This is a genomic window from Burkholderia sp. Bp9090 (assembly GCF_003857985.1).
Classification (GTDB): domain Bacteria; phylum Pseudomonadota; class Gammaproteobacteria; order Burkholderiales; family Burkholderiaceae; genus Burkholderia.
This window is the reverse complement of record NZ_QTPV01000016.1, coordinates 70,674-90,328: the sequence shown is the minus strand read 5'-3', so window position 1 is coordinate 90,328 and position 19,655 is coordinate 70,674. Positions and strand designations below refer to the sequence as shown.

The following is a 19,655-nucleotide window of genomic DNA, read 5'->3' as shown; positions in this document are numbered from 1 at the left end:
CGGGCGGCAATCGTGGATCGGCTTTGACTTGGGTGCTAAGCCCATGTATAATCACGTGTTTTCCGCGCGTGGTGTGCGGAAAAATTGGATCCAGAGTGAGGTTCTCAATGTACGCGGTCATAAAAACCGGCGGCAAGCAGTACAAGGTTGCCGTTGGCGAAAAACTCAAAGTAGAACAGATACCGGCTGACATTGACGCTGAAATCACGCTCGACCAGGTTCTCGCAGTGGGCGAAGGCGAATCGATTAAGTTCGGTACGCCGCTGGTCAGTGGGGCTTCCGTCAAGGCCACCGTTGTGTCGCACGGTCGTCATGCCAAGGTCACCATCTTCAAGATGCGTCGCCGGAAGCACTACCAAAAGCACGGCGGCCACCGCCAGAACTACACTGAGCTGCGCATCGACGCGATCAACGCGTAAGCGCCTCGGTAAAGGAGCAATCAGATGGCACACAAAAAGGCAGGCGGCTCTTCCCGGAACGGCCGCGACTCCGAGTCGAAACGTCTCGGCGTGAAAGTGTACGGCGGCCAGGCGATCAACGCTGGCGGCATCATCGTGCGTCAGCGCGGTACGCGCATGCACGCTGGCGAGAACGTCGGCATGGGCAAGGATCACACCCTGTTCGCGCTGGTCGACGGTCACGTCAAGTTCGCGACCAAGGGCGCGGACAAGAAGCATCTGGTCATCGTTGTCCCGGCGGCTGCCTAAGTTCAGGCACCCACGGGCTTCGTAGCCGAAAGGCCCCGCAGTCTTCGCGGGGCCTTTTTTTATTTGGCCGCCGGGCGCATGTGCGCGCCGGCGGCTGTCGCGACACTGGCGGGCAATCGGCCGAACGGCAGATTGTTCAAGCGCGCCGGCGCGCGGCACAATAGCGGAAATACTGGTCGGAGTGACGAATGAAGTTCATTGACGAAGCACGAATCGAAGTCATCGCCGGCGATGGAGGCGATGGCAGCGCGTCGATGCGCCGCGAGAAATTCGTTCCGTTCGGCGGGCCGGACGGCGGCGACGGCGGCCGGGGCGGCAACGTCTACGCGATCGCCGACCGCAACATCAACACGCTGATCGACTACCGTTACGCGAAGAAGCACCTGGCGCGCAACGGCGAAAACGGTCGCGGCTCGGATTGCTACGGCAAGGGCGGGGACGACGTCACGCTGCGCATGCCGGTCGGCACGGTCGTGACCGACATGGATACGGGCGAGCTGATCGCCGACCTGACCGAGCACGATCAGCAGGTGATGCTTGCGAAGGGCGGCGCAGGCGGTCTCGGCAACCTGCATTTCAAGTCGAGCACGAACCGCGCGCCGCGCCAGAAAACCGACGGCAAGCCCGGCGAACGGCGCATGCTGCGGCTCGAGCTGAAGGTGCTCGCCGACGTCGGTCTGCTTGGCATGCCGAACGCCGGCAAGTCGACCTTCATCTCGTCGGTGTCGAACGCGAAGCCGAAGATCGCCGACTATCCGTTCACGACGCTCGCGCCGAACCTTGGCGTCGTGCGGGTCGGCCCGAGCAAGAGCTTCGTGATCGCCGATATTCCGGGGCTGATCGAGGGCGCCGCCGAAGGCGCGGGCCTCGGCCACCAGTTCCTGCGACACCTGCAGCGCACCGGCGTGCTGCTGCATCTCGTCGATCTGGCTCCGTTCGACGAAAGCGTCGACCCGGTCGCTGAAGCGACCGCGATCGTCGGCGAGCTGCGCAAATACGACGAGGCGCTGTACGAGAAGCCGCGCTGGCTCGTCCTCAACAAGCTCGACATGGTGCCGGAAGACGAGCGCGAGGCGCGCGTCGCCGATTTCCTCGACCGTTTCGGCTGGGACGGCCCGGTGTTCGAGATTTCGGCGCTCACGGGCCAGGGCTGCGAAGCGCTGTGCTACGCGATCTACGATTACCTCGCCGAGCATTCGGACGCGCATCGTGCGGCGGAAGAGGAAGATCTGGCTGCGGACGTGCGGTTCCGCGATGCGCCGCAAGCCGATGGCGGCGCGACGCCCGGCGACGACGCCTGAGCGGGCCCGACACGCACCGGGCATCGCGTCCGGTGCCTGAATTCAATTGCGCCCGGCCGGGCAGGCATCAGATACAGGAGACGGCGCACGATGCGTTCGATCATCGCGGATTCGAAGCGATTGGTGGTGAAGGTGGGCTCCAGCCTCGTGACCAACGACGGCAAGGGGCTCGATCATGCTGCAATCGGCCGCTGGGCGGCCCAGATCGCCGCGCTGCGCGCGCAGGGCAAGGAAGTGGTGCTCGTCAGCTCGGGCGCGATTGCGGAAGGGATGCAGCGGCTCGGCTGGAGCAAGCGTCCGCGCGAGATCGACGAGCTGCAGGCCGCCGCCGCGGTCGGCCAGATGGGGCTCGCGCAAGTTTATGAAAGCCGCTTTACCGAGCACGATATCCGCACCGCGCAGATCCTGCTGACGCACGCCGACCTGGCCGATCGCGAGCGCTACCTGAATGCGCGCTCGACGCTGCTGACGCTGCTGCGGCTCGGCGTCGTGCCGATCATCAACGAGAACGACACGGTCGTCACCGACGAAATCAAGTTCGGCGACAACGACACGCTCGGCGCGCTCGTCGCGAACCTGATCGAAGGCGATGCGCTGATCATCCTGACCGACCAGACGGGCTTGTTCACCGCCGATCCGCGCAAGGATCCGAATGCGACGCTGGTCGCGGAAGCCAGCGCGGGCGCGCCGGAGCTCGAGGCGATGGCCGGCGGCGCAGGCTCGAGCCTCGGCCGCGGCGGGATGCTGACGAAGATCCTCGCGGCGAAGCGCGCGGCGCACAGCGGCGCGAACACCGTGATCGCGAGCGGCCGCGAAGCCGACGTGCTGGTGCGGCTGGCGGCGGGCGAGGCGATCGGCACGCAGCTGATCGCGCGCACCGCGCGGATGGCCGCGCGCAAGCAATGGATGGCCGATCACCTGCAGGTGCGCGGGCACGTCGTGATCGATGCGGGCGCGGTCGAGAAGCTGACGGCCGGCGGCAAGAGCCTGCTGCCGATCGGCGTGACTGGCGTGCAGGGCGCGTTCGCACGCGGGGAGGTGATCGCGTGTGTCGGCCCCGACGGGCGTGAAGTGGCGCGCGGCCTCACGAACTACAGCAGCGCGGAAACGAAGCTGATTCACCGCAAGCCGAGCGGCGAGATCGAGACGGTGCTCGGCTACATGCTGGAGCCGGAGCTGATTCACCGCGACAACCTCGTGCTCGTGTAACCGTTCGGCCAGGCGTCGCGAGACAGCAAAAAGCCCGCATCGCGCGGGCTTTTTGTTGTGACGAAGCGAAACGAGGCCGGGCAGCCGGCCTCGGTTGCGCGGTCAGCGCAGCTGGCTCATCGCGGTGCGGTGGAACTTGATGTTCTCGAGGATCTGCTGGGTCGTGCCCTGCGGCATCTTGTTCGCGCAGAAATAGTCCTGGTACAGCGCCGAGTGGTACGCGTTCAGCTCGCCGTTCTCGATGCGACGCCAGTCGTTCTCGACCGTGCGGTCCCAGCCGTCGTGATCCGAATTCAGGCCTGCATACTGACGCCATTCGTAGGTGTCGCAGCGGATGCCTTCGTAGTTCACGTTGCGCGCGCCGGCCGGGCTCGTGATGACGACTGCGTAGCGCACGACGCCGTCGCTGCCGACCGCGAGCGACTTCGCATCGACGGAGAACTTGAGCGGCGTGTTCTGCGACACGTTGAACGGCAGCAGATCGCCCGCTTGCGGCAGCGGCGGCAGCGTGTCGACCGGGTTTTCCTTCCAGTTGCCCTGGCGGTCCAGCAGGTACACGAACTCGCTGTCATCCTTGTTGGTCGGCGTCTTCGAATTCGCGCACCCGGCCAGCGTGGCCGCCGCGACGATCGATGCGAGCGCGAGAGCAATCGCTTTCAATATGCATTCCTCGTAAAAAAAGGGCGCGACACCAAGGTCGCGCCCGGTCATGCAGTCCGACTCGTCATTTGCCGACGATCACGCGGGGCGGCATCTCGTCGAGCGTGCTCGCCTCCACTTCGATCTCGGAACAGACCACCGATGTGTCGACAATCGTCAGCGTCTGCTGGGCCTGCGCGCCGATGACGCGCGGATAGCGCGACAGACGCGGCCCACGCGGCTTTTCGGCTCGCTGCGCCGGGCGGCGCAGGAAGCGCGACAGTTCCGTCAGCGCCAACTGATAGACATCCCGCTTGAACTCGATCACCGCATCGAGCGGCACCCAGTACTCGTTCCAGCGCCACGCATCGAACTCCGGGTGGTCGGTCGCGCGCAAGCAAATGTCGCAATCGCGTCCGACCATCCGCAGAAGGAACCAGATCTGCTTCTGGCCGCGGTAATGTCCGCGTACTTCGCGTTTGATGAACTTGTCAGGCACCTCGTAACGCAACCAGTCGCGAGTGCGGCCGATTATCTTGACGTGTTCCGGGTGCAGGCCCGTCTCCTCGTGCAGCTCCCGGTACATCGCCTGCATGGGGGTCTCGCCGTACTTGATCCCACCTTGAGGAAACTGCCAGGAATGCTCGCGGAGCCGCTTGCCCCAAAACACCTCGTTGCGCGCGTTCAAGAGGATGATGCCGACGTTCGGGCGAAAGCCTTCACGATCCAGCATACAACCACCTTCGAATCCTTTAAAATTGCTTTGATTATAAACAGATAACGGGCGCTGCGCACCGTGACGGAGCGAAACCGCGCGGGGTACACCGGCTGAATTGTCCCTGATTTGTCTGCTAAGTCATCTGCGCCATCGTCGTTCGTCGCGCGCAGCTTTTTCACCTTGAAACTTTTTCGGGCGCCCCGCCTGGGGGCGCCGTATTTGGAACCGTCCGCATGAAAGCTTCCCGTTTCTTTATCGGCACCCTCAAAGAAGCACCGGCCGACGCAGAGATCGTCAGCCACAAGCTGATGGTGCGCGCCGGCATGATCCGTCGCGTCGCCGGCGGCATCTACAACTACCTGCCGGTCGGCCTGCGTTCGATTCGCAAGGTCGAGGCGATCGTGCGCGAGGAAATGAACCGGGCAGGCGCCATCGAGCTGCTGATGCCGGCCGTGCAACCGGCCGAGCTGTGGCAGGAATCGGGCCGCTGGGAGCAGTACGGCCCCGAACTGCTGCGCTTCAAGGACCGCAAGGACAACGACTTCGTGATCGGGCCGACGCACGAGGAAGTCATCACCGACATCGCGCGCAACCAGATCAAGAGCTACCGGCAGATGCCGGTGAACTTCTACCAGATCCAGACGAAGTTCCGCGACGAGATCCGTCCGCGCTTCGGCGTGATGCGCGGCCGCGAGTTCATCATGAAGGACGCGTATTCGTTCGACAAGGACGCGGCCGGCCTGAACGAGTCGTATCGCAAGATGTACGACGCATACGTGCGCATCTTCACGCGCCTCGGCCTCGAGTTCCGCGCGGTTGCGGCCGACAGCGGCTCGATCGGCGGCAACTTCTCGCACGAGTTCCACGTGATCGCCGATACCGGCGAGGATGCGATCGCCTACTGCCCGACGTCCGACTTCGCGGCGAACGTCGAAGCGGCCGAAGCCCTGCCGCTGATCGCCGAACGCGCGGCACCCGCCGAAGCGATGGAAAAGGTCGCGACGCCCGGCAAGGCGAAGTGCGAGGCCGTCGCCGAACTGCTGTCGATCCCGCTCGAGCGCACGATCAAGTCGATCGTGCTCGCCACCGACAACGAAGGCGCCGAGCCGACCATCTGGCTCGTGATGCTGCGCGGCGACCACGACCTGAACGAGATCAAGGTGTCGAAGCTGCCGGGGCTGAAGAACCACCGCTTCGCGACCGAGCAGGAAATCGTCGAGTGGTTCGGCACGCCGCCGGGCTACCTCGGCCCGGTCGGCACGAAGAAGCCGGTGAAGGTGATCGCCGATCGCACGGTCGCGAACATGAGCGACTTCGTCGTCGGCGCGAACGAGGTCGACTATCACATCGCTGGCGTGAACTGGGGCCGCGACCTGCCGGAGCCGGACGTCGCCGACGTGCGCAACGTGAAGAAGGGCGATCCGTCGCCGGACGGCAAGGGTGAGATCGACATCTGCCGCGGCATCGAAGTCGGCCACGTGTTCCAGCTCGGCACCAAGTACTCGGAAGCGATGGGCGCGACGTTCCTCGACGAGTCGGGCAAGCCGCAGCCGATGCTGATGGGCTGCTACGGCGTCGGCGTCACGCGCATTCTCGGCGCGGCGATCGAACAGAACTTCGACGAGCGCGGCATCATCTGGCCCGAGTCGATCGCGCCGTTCGAAGTCGTGCTGTGCCCGATGGGCTACGATCGCAGCGACATGGTCCGCGAGGCCGCCGACAAGCTGTACGCGGAACTGGCCGCGGCCGGCATCGACGTGATCCTCGACGATCGCGGCGAGCGCCCGGGCGTGATGTTTGCCGACTGGGAATTGATCGGCGTGCCGCATCGCCTGGTGATCGGCGAGCGCGGCCTGAAGGAAGGCAAGATCGAGTATCAGGGCCGCCGCGACGCCGAGGCGACGCTGCTGCCGGCCGACGCGGCCGCGGCGACGGTGACGGAGAAGATCCGCGCCGCGCTCGCGCGCTAAGCGCTTCGACCGGAGGATACGGTGGAATACACCTTCCTGTCGGCCACCGTGCTCCTCGTGCTGATCACGGATCCGCTCGGCAACATCCCGCTGTTCATCACGGCGATGCGGGATGTGCCGCGTGAGCGGCGCGTGAAGCTGATCCTGCGTGAAGTCGGGATCGCGTTCGTGATCCTGCTGTTCTTCATGGTGGTCGGCGACCGCTTCCTGCGGATGATGAACCTCACCGACCTGTCGCTGCGGCTCGGCGGCGGGATCGTGCTGTTCCTGATCGCGCTGCGGATGATCTTCCCGCATCCGGACGGCGCGCTCGGCAGCGATCCGCGCGCCGGCGGTGAACCGTTCATCGTGCCGCTCGCGATTCCCGCGCTCGCCGGGCCGTCCGCGCTCGCGACGGTGATGCTGCTGACGTCGCAGGCGCCGGGCAAGATGTTCGAGTGGGTCGGCGCGCTGACGGTCACGATGATCGTCTGCGCGATCACGCTGGTGCTGGCCGAACGGATCCAGCAGTGGCTCGGCGAGCGGACCGTCGCCGCGTTCGAGCGGCTGATGGGTCTCGTGCTCGTCGCGATCTCGGTCGAGATGCTGCTCGCCGGCATCAAGGCGTTCGTGCACCAGCTGCAGATGTAACGCGTTGGTGCGTACCGACGAAAAAAAGCGGCGCTCCGGGTAACCGGAGCGCCGCTTTCCATTTATATAGTGGGCAGGGCGGCGATCAGACGTTCGCGGTCAGCGCACGGATCGTCGGCAGGTTGCGCCAGTAGCCCTTGGCGTCCATCCCGCAGCCGAACACGTAGCGGTCGGGCACCGAGAAGCCGCAGAAGTCGGGATGCAGCGGTTTCGCCTTCGTGAGCGTCTTCTCGCACAGCACCGCGGACATGAAGCGCTTCGCGCCCATGTCGAGGATGCGGTCGCGGATCGCGGCCATCGTCTCGCCTTCGTCGAGGATGTCGTCGAGCACGAGCACGATGCGGTCCTTCACCGATTCGCGCGGCGCGACGCGCCAGTGCATCTCCGGGCTGCCCTGCGTCGTGTTGCGGTAGCGGGTCAGGTGGATGTAGTCGAATTCCAGCGGGAAATCGAGATGCGGCAGCAGCATCCCGGTAAACACCGCGGCGCCGCCCATCACCGAGAGGACGAGCGGGAACGCGTCGCCGATCTCGGCGCGGATCGCTTCGGCCATCCGGGCGATCGACGCGTTGACGGCGTCCGCCGAGACGATCTCTTCGGAGTGTTCGAAAATGTGGAGGGCTTCTTCGCGGTTCATGAGTTCTGGCGGGCAGTCGGTATACAAATAAGAATGAAGCAGAACGGCTGGCGCGCGCTACGGCAAAAACCCGCGCGCCGGCCGACGGGCGGAATCAGCGCATGCCGGGCATCATGCCCTTCAAGCCGCGCATCATCTTCTGCATGTTGCCGCCCTTCAGCTTCTTCATCATCGTACGCATCTGGTCGTACTGGTTCAGCATCCGGTTGACTTCCTGCACCGGCACGCCCGCGCCGGCTGCAATGCGGCGCTTGCGCGTCGCCTTGATGATTTCGGGTTTGGCGCGCTCGGCGGGCGTCATCGAGCTGATGATGCCTTCCATCCGGCGGATCGACTTCTCGGCCTGGCCCATGTCGGCGCCGGCCGCCGCCTGCTGGAACTGCGCGGGCAGCTTGTCCATCAGCGACGACAGGCCGCCCATGTTCTTCATCTGCGAGATCTGCGCGCGGAAATCGTTCAGGTCGAAGTCGCCGCCTTTCTTGACCTTGTCGGCGAGCTTCTGCGCGGCCTGCACGTCGACGCCGCGCTGCGCTTCCTCGACGAGCGCGAGGATGTCGCCCATGCCGAGGATCCGGTTCGCCATCCGGTCCGGGTGGAACACCTCGAGGCCGTCGAGCTTCTCGGCGACGCCGACGAACTTGATCGGCTTGCCCGTGATGTGGCGCACCGACAGCGCGGCACCGCCGCGCGAATCGCCGTCGAGCTTGGTCAGCACGACGCCGGTGAGCGGCAGCGTGTCGTTGAACGCCTTCGCGGTGTTGACCGCGTCCTGGCCGAGCATCGCGTCGACGACGAACAGCGTTTCGGCCGGCTTGAGCGTGCCGTGCAGCGCGGCGATTTCCTGCATCATCGCCTCGTCGATACCGAGGCGGCCGGCCGTGTCGACGATCAGCACGTCATGGTAGTGGCGCTTCGCCCAGTCGACTGCCGCGAGTGCGATGTCGACGGGCTTCTGGTCCGGCGTCGACGGGAAGAAATCGGCGCCGACCTGTTCGCTCACCGTTTTCAGCTGCATGATGGCGGCCGGGCGATACACGTCGCATGACACCGTCAGCACCTTCTTCTTGTACTTCTCGCGCAAGAGTTTCGCGAGCTTGCCGGCGGTCGTGGTCTTGCCGGCGCCCTGCAGGCCGGCCATCAGGATCACGGCGGGCGGCGTGACCGCGAGGTTCAGCTCGGCGGCCTTGCCTTCGTAGTCGCCGCCGATCACGGCGGTCAGCTCCTTCTGGACCACGCCGACGAGCGCCTGGCCCGGCGACAGGCTGCTGATCACTTCCTCGCCGAGCGCCTTTTCCTTGACCTTGGCGATGAATTCGCGGACGACCGGCAGCGCGACGTCGGCTTCCAGCAACGCGAGACGCACCTCGCGGAGCATCTCCTGGGTGTTCGCCTCGGTAAGCCGGGCCTCGCCGCGCAGCGTCTTGACGACGCGCGCCATCCGTTGAGTGAGATTGTCGAGCATGGGGAGCGATGGACAGTGGGGCCCGAAGGCGCAACGGAACCGTACAAAAGGGAGCCGTCGCGGGAAGGGGGCCTAGTGTAAACTTCGAACATGGATATTGTACTGTATGCCCTCACCGCATTCCTGTACGGCGGCCTCGCCGTCGCAGGCTGGCGCACGCACCGCCAGGGTGCGACGCCGCTCGTCGCGAGCGTGCCGGCCGTGCCGGTGCCGGCGTCCGCCGCGTCGGGAATGAGCGGCGCCGGCCGCGCGCTGCTGTTCGCGGCGCTCGTCGCGCACGGCGTGCTGCTGCACACGACGATCTTCCCGCACGACGCGATGGTCTTCGGCTTCGCGTTCGCGCTGTCCGCGATGTTCTGGCTCGGCGCCGGCATCTACTGGATCGAGAGCTTCTTCTTCCCGCTCGACAGCCTGCGCCTGCTCGTGCTGCCGCTCGCGTGCGGCGCGTCGCTGCTGCCGCTCGTGTTCGGTGGCGTGCGGGTGCTGCCTTATGCCGCAGCGCCGCTGTTCAAGATGCACTTCCTGATCGCGAACATCGCGTACGGCCTTTTCGCGATCGCCGCGCTGCACGCGGTCCTGATGCTGATGGTCGAGCGGCGCCTGCAGTCGCTGAGGAGCGGCGGGCGCGACGGCTCGACCGGCTGGATCGCGAGCTGGCTCGAAACGCTGCCGCCGCTGCTCACGCTCGAGAAGCTGCTGTTCCGCCTGATCGGCGCCGGCTTCGTGCTGCTGACGCTGACGCTCGCGTCGGGGATCCTGTTCAGCGAGCAGGTCGATGCACGCGCGCTGCGGCTCGATCACAAGACCGTGTTCGCGGTGCTGTCGTGGCTGATGTTCGGCGGCCTGCTGGTCGCGCACAAGACGTCGGGCTGGCGCGGGCGCGGCGCCGCGCGCTGGGTGCTCGTGTCGTTTGCCGCGCTGCTGCTCGCGTATGTCGGCAGCCGGTTCGTTTTCGAGGTGCTGCTGCACCGCTCCGTGGTTTGAACGCAGGTTTCCGATGCGACAGATTCTTCTCCTGATTCTTCTCTTCTTCGCGGGTTCGTGGCTCACGCGCAAGCTGCGCCAGGCCCAGGAGCACGCGCAGGCGCGCGCCGGCCGCGGTGGCGGCAACGACGGCGCACCGGGTCCCGGCGCCGGGGCGGCACGCCCGAACGGCGACGCGCGCTCGCTGCCCGAACCGATGGTGCGTTGCGCCGAGTGCGGCGTGCATACGCCGCAGGGCGACGCCGTCGCCGCGGGCGGCGAATACTTCTGCAGTACCGAGCACGCGCAGCGCCACGGCGCACACGCGAGCGGCCACGACGCCCGATGAGCGACGCAGCGCTGCTGTCGGTCGACGCGAACGGCTGGGTGCGCGAAGCGCGCCACGCGCCGTCGCCGAATTTCGAGGCGCGGCCCGCGGGCGCGGTGCCGACGCTCGTCGTCGTCCACAACATCAGCCTGCCGCCCGGCGAGTTCGGCGGCGATGCGATCGAGGCGCTGTTCCTGAATCGCCTCGATTGCGATACGCACCCCTATTACCAGCGCCACCTGCGCGACGTGCGCGTGTCCGCGCACTTCCTGATCCGCCGCGACGGCGAACTCGTGCAGTTCGTGTCGTGCGACGAGCGTGCATGGCATGCGGGCGCGTCCGAGTTCTTCGGCCGGCCGCGCTGCAACGACTTCTCGATCGGCATCGAACTCGAAGGTGCGGACGACGTGCCGTTCGACGCGGCGCAGTACGCGACGCTCGGGGTGCTCGCACGCACGCTCGCCGCACGCTATCCGATCGATGCGGTGGCCGGGCATTCGGACGTCGCGCCGGGCCGCAAGACCGACCCGGGTCCGCACTTCGATTGGCAACGCTTCGCGAGCGATGCCGGGTTTTCCGCCGAATACTTTCCTTTCCGTCAGCACTGATCGCAGGGTTTTTGAGCGGGCGAAATTTTTTTTTCCGACCAATGCCTTGTCGCGTCTGCCCGTCCGGGCGGCCGGGTTGATGTCAATACCTCCGGCGAAAATTCTCCGTTTTGATGTCGCCGGAATGTCCACTATACTTGGTGCCAGTTGAGCGGTTCTGTACTAGATATAGTGTGTGTCGCAGGGGAAACCCGAGCGGCACCGGCCGGCGGGCAACGCCGGCGGCCAGGGTTCTCAGTGCGGCGCGCCAGGCCGGGCGGTCCGGGCGTCGCAATCAAGCGCAGCGAACTTCGACGGGGCAGCGTACACATGACGAAGCACACGACCGGATCGGTTGTCGCGCATCGACCGAACCGGCTTCCCCGACGCATCGCTCGCCTCTTACCGCTCGCGCATCCGATAGCGCAGCGTTCGTTTTAATCCGCGGTTCTCTCCGCACCATCCAACACCAGGAGCTTTGCACATGCAAACCACCGACAACGCGACGTCCCAGTACGAGAGCGCCTCGAGCCGTCCGCTCGGCGGGACCGAACAGGGCGCGCAGGCGCTCGCGCCGCAGGCCACGTTCGCCGACTACAAGGTGATCCGCCGCAACGGCAGCGTGGTGTCGTTCGAGCCTTCGAAGATCGCGATTGCGGTGACCAAGGCTTTCCTGGCCGTCAATGGCGGGCAGGGCGCGGCATCGGCACGCGTACGCGAACTCGTCGAGCAGCTCACGCACAACGTCGTGCGCGCGCTCGTGCGCAGCCGTCCGAACGGCGGTACGTTCCATATCGAAGACATCCAGGACCAGGTCGAACTCGCGCTGATGCGCGGCGGCGAGCACAACGTCGCGCGTGCGTACGTGCTGTATCGCGAGAAGCGTCACCTCGAGCGCCAGCATGCGGGCGAGGAAGCAGCGGCAGCGGGCGGCGAGTCGAGCACCGGCATCAACGTCGTCGACAACGGCGTCACGCGCCCGCTCGACCTGAACGCACTGCGCGCGCTGATCGTGTCGGCATGCGACGGTCTCGGCGCTGCGGTTAACCCTGACCCGATCGTCGCGGAAACGGTGAAGAACCTGTACGACGGCGTGCCGATGAGCCAGGTCTACGACTCGGCGATCCTCGCTGCGCGCACGATGATCGAAAAGGATCCGGCATACAGCCAGGTCACGGCCCGCATCCTGCTGCACACGATCCGTCGCGAGATCCTCGGCGAGGAAGTGGTCCAGGCCGAGATGTCGGCCCGCTACGCGGAATACTTCCCGCAGTTCCTGAAGCGCGGCGTCGACGCCGGCCTGCTCGACGACAAGCTGCTTCAGTTCGACCTGAAGCGTCTGGGCGAAGCGCTCGACGCGAACCGCGACCTGCAGTTCGGCTACCTCGGCCTGCAGACGCTGTACGACCGCTACTTCCTGCACGTCGACGGCAGCCGCATCGAAATGCCGCAGGCATTCTTCATGCGCGTCGCGATGGGCCTGTCGCTGAACGAGATCGACCGCGAAACGCGCGCGATCGAGTTCTACAACGTGCTGTCGAGCTTCGACTTCATGAGCTCGACGCCGACGCTGTTCAACTCGGGCACGCACCGCTCGCAGTTGTCGTCGTGCTACCTGACGACGGTCGCGGACGATCTCGACGGCATCTATGAAGCGCTGAAGGAAAACGCGCTGCTGTCGAAGTTCGCCGGCGGTCTCGGCAACGACTGGACCCGCGTGCGCGCACTCGGCTCGCATATCAAGGGCACGAACGGCAAGTCGCAAGGCGTGGTCCCGTTCCTGAAGGTCGTCAACGACACGGCCGTCGCGGTCAACCAGGGCGGCAAGCGCAAGGGCGCGGTGTGCGCGTACCTCGAATCGTGGCACCTCGACATCGAGGAGTTCCTCGAGCTGCGCAAGAACACCGGCGACGATCGCCGCCGTACGCACGACATGAACACGGCGAACTGGATTCCCGACCTGTTCATGAAGCGCGTGATGGAAGGCGCCGACTGGACGCTGTTCTCGCCGTCGACCTGCCCGGACCTGCACGACAAGTTCGGCGCCGATTTCGAGAAGGCTTACACGGCTTACGAAGAGAAGGTCGCGCGCGGCGAGATCAAGCTGTTCAAGAAGATCCCGGCGCAGCAGCTCTGGCGCAAGATGCTCGGCATGCTGTTCGAAACGGGCCACCCGTGGATCACGTTCAAGGATCCGTGCAACGTGCGCTCGCCGCAGCAGCACGTCGGCGTCGTCCACTCGTCGAACCTGTGCACGGAAATCACGCTGAACACGAGCGACACCGAAATCGCGGTGTGCAACCTGGGCTCCGTGAACCTCGTCGCCCACCTGGTGAAGCAGGCCGACGGCAGCTACGCGCTCGACCACGACAAGCTGAAGCGCACGATCAGCGTCGCGATGCGCATGCTCGACAACGTGATCGACATCAACTACTACGCGGTGCCGAAGGCGCGTAACTCGAACCTGAAGCACCGTCCGGTCGGCATGGGCATCATGGGCTTCCAGGACTGCCTGCACCTGCTGCGCACGCCGTACGCGTCGGAAGCGGCGGTCGAGTTCGCCGATCGTTCGATGGAAGCGGTCTGCTACTACGCGTACTACGCGTCGACCGAGCTGGCCGAGGAACGCGGCCGCTACTCGAGCTACCGCGGCTCGCTGTGGGATCGCGGCATCCTCCCGCAGGACACGCTGAAGCTGCTGACGGAAGCGCGCGGCGGCTACGTCGAGGTCGACACGTCCGAGTCGCTCGACTGGACGACGCTGCGTTCGCGGATCGCCGCGCACGGCATGCGCAACTCGAACTGCGTCGCGATCGCGCCGACGGCGACGATCTCGAACATCATCGGCGTGTCGGCATGCATCGAGCCGACCTTCCAGAACCTGTACGTGAAGTCGAACCTGTCGGGCGAATTCACGGTGGTCAACGAGTACCTCGTCCGCGACCTGAAGGAACGCGGCCTGTGGGACGAAGTGATGGTCGCCGACCTGAAGTACTTCGACGGCATGCTGTCGCGCATCGACCGTATCCCGGCCGACCTGCGCGCGATCTACGCGACCGCGTTCGAAGTCGACCCGACGTGGCTGGTCGAAGCGGCATCGCGTCGCCAGAAGTGGATCGACCAGGCGCAGTCGCTGAACATCTACATGGGCGGCGCGTCGGGCAAGAAGCTCGACGAGGTCTACAAGCTCGCCTGGCTGCGCGGTCTGAAGACGACCTACTACCTCCGCACGATGGCAGCGACGCACGTCGAGAAGTCGACGGTCGCACACGGCGCGCTGAACGCGGTGCCGACGAGCGGCGGCTCGAGCAGCGGCGGCGCGCAAGGCGCGGCAGGCGGCTTCGGTGCAGCGGGCGGCGCAGCGTCGTCGTCGGGCGCAGTCGACGCGGCACCGGCACTCGCGCCGGTCGAAGCGGACGGTCCGGTATGCACGATGCGCCCGGGCGATCCCGGCTTCGACGAGTGCGAAGCCTGCCAGTAACGCGGCGCGCATGACCTGAAGAAGGTTCGGGCGGCGCGCACGACAACCGATCGAGGTTGAAGTGTGCGCCGCTCTCAACTAAAAAAATGATAAGGAATCTGTAACGCGGCACTCGCGTTGCAGGCAGTGACAAGCGATCGAAACATCCCCGACGACGTCGCGTTTCGATCAGCGTTCGATGCGTCGAGCGCACCTCGCGATACACGTGCGACACACGTCGCGCGCTGCATGAACGACGATGCGTTGCTCAAAGTGTTGTATCGAGGTCGCAACGCGAATCGAAAAAAGGATTTTTCGTGAGCGAGCCCTTTTATCGCTCAGGAAAAGATGGTACAAACCGTTCTAAATTGATGGTGAGAATTTATGCTCAACTGGGATGACGAGAAGACTGCCGTAACCCCCGCGAGCGGAGCGCAGCAAAACGCGTTGCGCACCTCCGCAGGGATGGCTGTCGGAATGCAGGCTGCAACGCCTGCCGCCCATCAGGTCCGCGACATTTTCGAAGGCGATCTTGCGGTGCCGCCGCAAGCATCGGCTGTTCCCGCCGGCGGTTCGGAAGCGCGGGTCAACGTTGCAGACAAGCGCATCATCAACGGCCAGACTGACGTCAATCAGCTGGTGCCGTTCAAGTACAAGTGGGCGTGGGAAAAGTATCTGGCGGGTTGCGCGAACCACTGGATGCCGCAGGAAATCAACATGTCCCGCGACATCGCCCTGTGGAAGGACCCGAACGGTCTGACCGAGGACGAGCGCCGCATCGTCAAGCGCAACCTCGGCTTCTTCGTGACGGCCGATTCGCTCGCCGCGAACAACATCGTGCTCGGCACGTACCGCCACATCACGGCGCCCGAGTGCCGGCAGTTCCTGCTGCGCCAGGCGTTCGAAGAGGCGATCCACACGCACGCGTACCAATACATCGTCGAATCGCTCGGTCTCGACGAAGGCGAGATCTTCAACGCGTACCACGAGGTCACGTCGATCCGCGCGAAGGACGAATTCCTGATCCCGTTCATCCACACGCTGACGGACCCGGCCTTCAAGACCGGCACGCTCGAAGCGGATCAGAAGCTGCTGAAGTCGCTGATCGTGTTCGCCTGCATCATGGAAGGCCTGTTCTTCTATGTCGGCTTCACGCAGATTCTCGCGCTCGGCCGCCAGAACAAGATGACGGGTGCTGCAGAGCAATATCAGTACATCCTGCGCGACGAGTCGATGCACTGCAATTTCGGCATCGACCTGATCAACCAGATCAAGCTCGAGAACCCGCATCTCTGGACCGCGGAATTCCGCGCCGAGATCCGCGAGCTGTTCAAGCAGGCTGTCGAACTCGAATACCGCTACGCCGAGGACACGATGCCGCGCGGCGTGCTGGGTCTGAACGCGTCGATGTTCAAGAGCTATCTGCGCTTCATCAGCAACCGCCGTTGCCAGCAGATCGGCCTCGACCCGCTGTTCCCGAACGAGGAAAACCCGTTCCCGTGGATGAGCGAGATGATCGACCTGAAGAAGGAACGCAACTTCTTCGAGACGCGTGTGATCGAGTATCAGACGGGCGGCGCGCTGTCCTGGGAATAACCCGCAGCAGCGAACCCGTCACATGATGTGAGCAGCCGGCGGCCTCTCGGCCCCGGCCCAAGGTTTAGGAGCAAGAACGCCTGATGCAAAGCATGCCCGGTGCCTTAACGGCCCAACGACATGATCGGCACTTTGCGAACCCTTCAGTGGGATGGGCAAACTTCCCTCCGGAAAAAGCGGACGGCCGTGTGGCGGTCCGCTTGATCAAGCGATTAGGGGTGGCGGCGCGAGGCGCGCCGGCTACCGACTTGATTTGGCGCGCGAGGCCATGGGGTCACGCGCGCCATACCGTATTCATTAGCGTAAGCGCGTGGTATCCGCGTACGCCGATGAATAGCCCGCTTCGAAGCGCACGTCCTGAACAGCGTCCGCGGGAAGCGGGTTTTGACGAAGGGTGTAGTTTGAACTGACTCTCATCTGAACCTGAAGGAGAACAACATGGCTACTGCCAAGAAGAAACCGGCTGCTAAGAAGGTTGCTGCCAAGAAGACCGTTGCGAAGAAGGCTGCTGCTCCGGCGAAGAAGGCCGCTGCGGTGAAGAAGGTTGCTGCGAAGAAGGTCGCGGTGAAGAAGGTTGCCGCGAAGAAGGCAGCACCGGCGAAGAAGGCTGCTGCGAAGAAGGTCGCGGCAAAGAAGGTCGCAACGAAGAAGGTTGCTGCGAAGAAAGTCGCGGTGAAGAAGGTTGCCGCGAAGAAGGCAGCACCGGCGAAGAAGGCCGCTGCGAAGAAGGTTGCAGCCAAGAAAGTCGCGGTGAAGAAGGTTGCTGCGAAGAAGGCAGCACCGGCGAAGAAGGCCGCTGCCAAGAAGGCCGCGCCGGCGAAGAAGGCTGCCGCCAAGAAGGCTGCGCCTGCGAAGAAGGCTGCTGCGAAGAAGGCTGCGCCTGCCAAGAAGGCTGCCCCTGCGAAGAAGGCTGCCGCTGCACCGAAGGCTGCTGCTGCACCGAAGGCTGCCGCTGCTCCGAAGGCTGCCGCACCGGCGAAGAAGGCCGCTGCACCGAAGAAGGCTGCTGCTCCGAAGAAGGCCGTCGTGAAGAAGGCTGCACCGGCAACCACCGCGTCGACCGCATCGGTCGCGCCGGCATCGGGCGTGAAGACCGCGCTCAACCCGGCAGCGGCATGGCCGTTCCCGACCGGCAGCCGTCCGTAATCGCGGCTGACCAGCACTACCCGGACACTCACGCGGTGTCCGCGGGTTGAGTAGCGCTACTCAATCGATCCCGCCATCTGGCTCAGGTGGCGGGATTTTTTTCGTCCCTCTGCATCGATGGGCCGGCCGGCTGCCGGGCACGGACGAAAAAAAACGCATGTGCAGCTTCGCACATGCGTTCGACCGCGGCTTGCGCCGCGTGCTGAGGATGCTCGTTAGTGCGTGACGCGCGTGACGCCGCCGCTCGACAGCAGTCGCACCCGTTCGCCGGCGCGGAACACTTCGCCGCTCGCCGCCTGCGTGATCGAGCGCAGGTCGCCGTTGTCGAGGCGCACGGTGATTTCGACACCGTTCGCCGTGCTGAGGTTTTCGCCGACCGCGTTGCCTGCGACCGCGCCGACGAGACCGCCCGCGATGGCCGTCAGGATCGATCCCTTGCCGCCGCCGATCGCGCTGCCCGCGACTGCGCCGAGCGCGCCGCCGCCGAGCGTGCCGATCGCGCTGCCGCCGCCATCGGACTGGATGCGCACCGCACGGACGCTTTCGACGGTGCCCATGCGCACGGTTTGCTCGCGCTGCGCCTGGCCGACGCTATAGACATCTGCCGAGCCCGGCGCCGTGAAGCAGCCGGCGAGCGTCAGCGTGGCCGTCAGCATGGCAGCGAGCGTGAGGGTTTTCTTGGTCAACATCTTTGCTCTCCCACAATATTCATTTGAGACTGTACCCGAAGGCAGCCTCGAAGCGCGCGTCGATTTCGGCGCGCGTCAGTGCGTAAGTTTGAGGCCCCTGGTGGGCGATCTTGATCGAGCCCATCAGGCTCGCGAGGCGGCCCGTGGTTGCCCAGTCGAGGCCATTCTCGATGCCGTACAGCAGGCCGCCCCGGAAGGCGTCGCCGCAGCCGGTCGGATCGACGACACGCTCGGCTTGCACGACCGGAATCTGTTCTTCGCCGTTTTTGTGAAGAATGGTGGCGCCGCGCTCGCCGCGCGTGATGATCAACGCCTGAACCCGGCTGGCGATTTCCTGTTCGGACCAGCCCGTCTTGTCGCTGACGAGCTTGCCCTCGTAGTCGTTGACCGCAACGAAGGTGGCGAGTTCAATGATGCGGCGCAGCGTCGCACCGTCGAACAGCGGCAGGCCCTGGCCCGGATCGAAGATGAACGGGATGCCGGCCTTCGCGAATTGCTCGGCGTGCTGGACCATCCCGTCGAAGCCGTCCGGCGCGACGATGCCGAGCTTCACGCCCGACACTTCGTCCGCGCGGTTCAGGTGCGACTGCATCATCGCGCCGGGGTGGAATGCGGTGATCTGGTTGTTCTCGAGATCGGTCGTGATCATCGCCTGCGCGGTGTGCGTTTCGGGCACCACGCGTATGCTGGCCTTCGACAGGCCGAGGCTGTCGAGACGCTCGAGATAGCGATCGGCGTCGTTCGCGCCGACCGTCGCCATGATGCGCGCGTCGCCGCCGAGCATGTGCAGCGCGTAGGCGATGTTCCCCGCGCAACCGCCGAATTCGCGACGCATCGTCGGCACGAGGAAGCTCACGTTCAGAAGGTGAACCTGGTCGGGCAGGATGTGCTCGCGAAACCGGCCTTCGAAGGTCATGATGTTGTCGTAGGCGAGCGAGCCGCAAATCAGCGTAGTCAAGGCGTGCGTTCCTGTAGAGAGCAAAGGGAGGCGGCTGCCCGGCCGGCGCGCGCAGGCCGTCGGGCCTCGCGCGGCAGGGCCGGGCGGCTGCGGGTTACTTCAGTGCGGCGAGCGCTGCGTCGTAGTTCGGCTCGTCCTTGATCTCGCCGACGAGTTCCGCGTGGAGCACCTTGTCCTGCGCGTCGAGCACGACGACCGCGCGGGCCGTCAGGCCGTTCAGCGGGCCGCTCGTCACGTCGACGCCGTATGCGTTCGCGAACGCGCGGCCGCCGCGGAACGTCGAAGCCGTCACGACGTTCGCGAGGCCTTCGGTCGTGCAGAAGCGCGTGGCGGCGAACGGCAGGTCGCCGGACACGACCACCACGACCGTGTTGTCGAGCGACGACGCGGCTTCGTTGAACTTGCGGGTCGACGTCGCGCAGGTGGGCGTATCGAGGCTCGGGACGATGTTCAGCACCTTGCGCTTGCCGGCGAAGCTGGCGAGCGACAGGTCGGCGAGGTCCTTGCCGACCAGCTTGAAGTCGGGGGCTTGCGAGCCGACGGCCGGGAACGTGCCGGCGAGATCGATCGGGTTGCCACCCAGCGTAACTTTGCTCATGTTCGTGCTCCGAAATAGCGCGCCGCAGCGGCGCGCGGGTTGAGACGGCGCGCATGC

General features: G+C 65.2%; 20 protein-coding genes. 13 read left to right on the top strand and 7 right to left on the bottom strand.

Translation table 11 applies throughout. The features are described 5' to 3' along the window. Window positions 1–107 precede the first annotated feature (107 nt). The 4 genes from rplU (at window position 108) to proB (ending at window position 3,217) form a co-directional block, all read left to right on the top strand. Window positions 108–419: a 50S ribosomal protein L21 gene (rplU, locus tag DIE16_RS17145; protein WP_006025184.1), complete on the top strand. Its 312-nt coding sequence runs from the start codon at window positions 108–110 to the stop codon at window positions 417–419. Between the two features lie 24 nt (window positions 420–443). Further along, on the top strand, window positions 444–707 hold the full coding sequence (gene rpmA / locus DIE16_RS17140; protein WP_006476999.1) for a 50S ribosomal protein L27: 264 nt from the start codon (window positions 444–446) through the stop codon (window positions 705–707). Window positions 708–895: 188 nt separating this feature from the next. Continuing rightward, window positions 896–2,008, top strand: coding sequence for an Obg family GTPase CgtA (cgtA, locus tag DIE16_RS17135; protein WP_044844217.1), 1,113 nt, complete (start codon window positions 896–898; stop codon window positions 2,006–2,008). A gap of 90 nt (window positions 2,009–2,098) precedes the next feature. Then, entirely contained in the window at window positions 2,099–3,217 is a 1,119-nt protein-coding gene (gene proB, locus DIE16_RS17130; RefSeq protein WP_044844216.1) for a glutamate 5-kinase, read from the top strand. A gap of 102 nt (window positions 3,218–3,319) precedes the next feature. On the opposite strand, the gene DIE16_RS17125 is transcribed toward proB, so the two are convergent. Further along, window positions 3,320–3,928, bottom strand: coding sequence for a CNP1-like family protein (locus DIE16_RS17125; protein WP_044844215.1), 609 nt, complete (start codon window positions 3,926–3,928; stop codon window positions 3,320–3,322). A 13-nt stretch (window positions 3,929–3,941) separates the two neighbouring features. Then, window positions 3,942–4,589 (bottom strand): RNA pyrophosphohydrolase, encoded by a 648-nt coding sequence (locus DIE16_RS17120; protein ID WP_044844214.1) that lies wholly within the window; start codon window positions 4,587–4,589, stop codon window positions 3,942–3,944. 218 nt (window positions 4,590–4,807) lie between these two features. Between DIE16_RS17120 and DIE16_RS17110 the strand changes: the two genes are divergently transcribed. Together DIE16_RS17110 and DIE16_RS17105 are read left to right on the top strand one after the other, a co-directional pair. Further along, window positions 4,808–6,544: a proline--tRNA ligase gene (locus tag DIE16_RS17110; RefSeq protein WP_044844213.1), complete on the top strand. Its 1,737-nt coding sequence runs from the start codon at window positions 4,808–4,810 to the stop codon at window positions 6,542–6,544. A gap of 21 nt (window positions 6,545–6,565) precedes the next feature. Further along, window positions 6,566–7,174 (top strand): MarC family protein, encoded by a 609-nt coding sequence (locus DIE16_RS17105; protein WP_044844212.1) that lies wholly within the window; start codon window positions 6,566–6,568, stop codon window positions 7,172–7,174. A gap of 85 nt (window positions 7,175–7,259) precedes the next feature. Here DIE16_RS17105 and DIE16_RS17100 read toward each other — a convergent pair whose 3' ends face one another. Together DIE16_RS17100 and ffh are read right to left on the bottom strand one after the other, a co-directional pair. Continuing rightward, window positions 7,260–7,811 (bottom strand): hypoxanthine-guanine phosphoribosyltransferase, encoded by a 552-nt coding sequence (locus DIE16_RS17100; RefSeq protein ID WP_044844211.1) that lies wholly within the window; start codon window positions 7,809–7,811, stop codon window positions 7,260–7,262. 94 nt (window positions 7,812–7,905) lie between these two features. Then, window positions 7,906–9,273: a signal recognition particle protein gene (gene ffh, locus DIE16_RS17095; protein WP_039317379.1), complete on the bottom strand. Its 1,368-nt coding sequence runs from the start codon at window positions 9,271–9,273 to the stop codon at window positions 7,906–7,908. Between the two features lie 90 nt (window positions 9,274–9,363). On the opposite strand from ffh, the gene DIE16_RS17090 reads away from it, so the two are divergent. The 7 genes from DIE16_RS17090 to DIE16_RS17055 all read left to right on the top strand — a co-directional run bounded on the left by DIE16_RS17090 (window position 9,364) and on the right by DIE16_RS17055 (window position 17,353). After that, window positions 9,364–10,257 (top strand): inner membrane protein YpjD, encoded by an 894-nt coding sequence (locus DIE16_RS17090; RefSeq protein ID WP_124488230.1) that lies wholly within the window; start codon window positions 9,364–9,366, stop codon window positions 10,255–10,257. A 13-nt stretch (window positions 10,258–10,270) separates the two neighbouring features. Beyond that, window positions 10,271–10,585, top strand: coding sequence for a PP0621 family protein (locus DIE16_RS17085; RefSeq protein WP_124488231.1), 315 nt, complete (start codon window positions 10,271–10,273; stop codon window positions 10,583–10,585). Further along, on the top strand, window positions 10,582–11,172 hold the full coding sequence (gene ampD, locus DIE16_RS17080) for a 1,6-anhydro-N-acetylmuramyl-L-alanine amidase AmpD (RefSeq protein ID WP_124488232.1): 591 nt from the start codon (window positions 10,582–10,584) through the stop codon (window positions 11,170–11,172). Before DIE16_RS17085 ends, ampD begins: the two co-directional genes overlap by 4 nt. A gap of 463 nt (window positions 11,173–11,635) precedes the next feature. After that, window positions 11,636–14,632, top strand: coding sequence for a ribonucleoside-diphosphate reductase subunit alpha (locus DIE16_RS17075; protein WP_124520011.1), 2,997 nt, complete (start codon window positions 11,636–11,638; stop codon window positions 14,630–14,632). A 363-nt stretch (window positions 14,633–14,995) separates the two neighbouring features. Further along, a complete protein-coding gene (locus tag DIE16_RS17065; protein WP_044844206.1) occupies window positions 14,996–16,207 on the top strand; it encodes a ribonucleotide-diphosphate reductase subunit beta in 1,212 nt (403 codons plus the stop codon). A gap of 83 nt (window positions 16,208–16,290) precedes the next feature. Beyond that, window positions 16,291–16,617 (top strand): hypothetical protein, encoded by a 327-nt coding sequence (locus DIE16_RS17060; protein ID WP_082088468.1) that lies wholly within the window; start codon window positions 16,291–16,293, stop codon window positions 16,615–16,617. A gap of 28 nt (window positions 16,618–16,645) precedes the next feature. After that, complete coding sequence (locus tag DIE16_RS17055; protein ID WP_044844205.1) at window positions 16,646–17,353, top strand: histone H1-like DNA-binding protein; 708 nt, start codon at window positions 16,646–16,648, stop codon at window positions 17,351–17,353. 215 nt (window positions 17,354–17,568) lie between these two features. On the opposite strand, the gene DIE16_RS17045 is transcribed toward DIE16_RS17055, so the two are convergent. The 3 genes from DIE16_RS17045 to tpx all read right to left on the bottom strand — a co-directional run bounded on the left by DIE16_RS17045 (window position 17,569) and on the right by tpx (window position 19,598). Then, on the bottom strand, window positions 17,569–18,042 hold the full coding sequence (locus DIE16_RS17045; protein WP_011883213.1) for a glycine zipper 2TM domain-containing protein: 474 nt from the start codon (window positions 18,040–18,042) through the stop codon (window positions 17,569–17,571). 19 nt (window positions 18,043–18,061) lie between these two features. Continuing rightward, window positions 18,062–19,000, bottom strand: coding sequence for a carbohydrate kinase family protein (locus DIE16_RS17040; protein WP_044844204.1), 939 nt, complete (start codon window positions 18,998–19,000; stop codon window positions 18,062–18,064). A gap of 94 nt (window positions 19,001–19,094) precedes the next feature. Beyond that, entirely contained in the window at window positions 19,095–19,598 is a 504-nt protein-coding gene (gene tpx / locus DIE16_RS17035) for a thiol peroxidase (RefSeq protein ID WP_044844203.1), read from the bottom strand. Between the last annotated feature and the right edge of the window lie 57 nt (window positions 19,599–19,655).

What these genes read in the sequence shown, in the direction of transcription:
- DIE16_RS17075 (WP_124520011.1), top strand. Translation starts at nt 11,636, where the DNA reads ATGCAAACCACCGACAACGCGACGTCCCAGTACGAGAGCGCCTCGAGC.
- DIE16_RS17065 (WP_044844206.1), top strand. Translation starts at nt 14,996, where the DNA reads ATGCTCAACTGGGATGACGAGAAGACTGCCGTAACCCCCGCGAGCGGA.
- ffh (WP_039317379.1), bottom strand. Translation starts at nt 9,273, where the DNA reads ATGCTCGACAATCTCACTCAACGGATGGCGCGCGTCGTCAAGACGCTG.
- ampD (WP_124488232.1), top strand. Translation starts at nt 10,582, where the DNA reads ATGAGCGACGCAGCGCTGCTGTCGGTCGACGCGAACGGCTGGGTGCGC.
- cgtA (WP_044844217.1), top strand. Translation starts at nt 896, where the DNA reads ATGAAGTTCATTGACGAAGCACGAATCGAAGTCATCGCCGGCGATGGA.
- rpmA (WP_006476999.1), top strand. Translation starts at nt 444, where the DNA reads ATGGCACACAAAAAGGCAGGCGGCTCTTCCCGGAACGGCCGCGACTCC.
- rplU (WP_006025184.1), top strand. Translation starts at nt 108, where the DNA reads ATGTACGCGGTCATAAAAACCGGCGGCAAGCAGTACAAGGTTGCCGTT.
- DIE16_RS17110 (WP_044844213.1), top strand. Translation starts at nt 4,808, where the DNA reads ATGAAAGCTTCCCGTTTCTTTATCGGCACCCTCAAAGAAGCACCGGCC.
- DIE16_RS17055 (WP_044844205.1), top strand. Translation starts at nt 16,646, where the DNA reads ATGGCTACTGCCAAGAAGAAACCGGCTGCTAAGAAGGTTGCTGCCAAG.
- proB (WP_044844216.1), top strand. Translation starts at nt 2,099, where the DNA reads ATGCGTTCGATCATCGCGGATTCGAAGCGATTGGTGGTGAAGGTGGGC.
- DIE16_RS17090 (WP_124488230.1), top strand. Translation starts at nt 9,364, where the DNA reads ATGGATATTGTACTGTATGCCCTCACCGCATTCCTGTACGGCGGCCTC.
- DIE16_RS17085 (WP_124488231.1), top strand. Translation starts at nt 10,271, where the DNA reads ATGCGACAGATTCTTCTCCTGATTCTTCTCTTCTTCGCGGGTTCGTGG.
- DIE16_RS17045 (WP_011883213.1), bottom strand. Translation starts at nt 18,042, where the DNA reads ATGTTGACCAAGAAAACCCTCACGCTCGCTGCCATGCTGACGGCCACG.
- DIE16_RS17120 (WP_044844214.1), bottom strand. Translation starts at nt 4,589, where the DNA reads ATGCTGGATCGTGAAGGCTTTCGCCCGAACGTCGGCATCATCCTCTTG.
- DIE16_RS17060 (WP_082088468.1), top strand. Translation starts at nt 16,291, where the DNA reads ATGCAAAGCATGCCCGGTGCCTTAACGGCCCAACGACATGATCGGCAC.
- DIE16_RS17100 (WP_044844211.1), bottom strand. Translation starts at nt 7,811, where the DNA reads ATGAACCGCGAAGAAGCCCTCCACATTTTCGAACACTCCGAAGAGATC.
- DIE16_RS17125 (WP_044844215.1), bottom strand. Translation starts at nt 3,928, where the DNA reads ATGACCGGGCGCGACCTTGGTGTCGCGCCCTTTTTTTACGAGGAATGC.
- tpx (WP_044844203.1), bottom strand. Translation starts at nt 19,598, where the DNA reads ATGAGCAAAGTTACGCTGGGTGGCAACCCGATCGATCTCGCCGGCACG.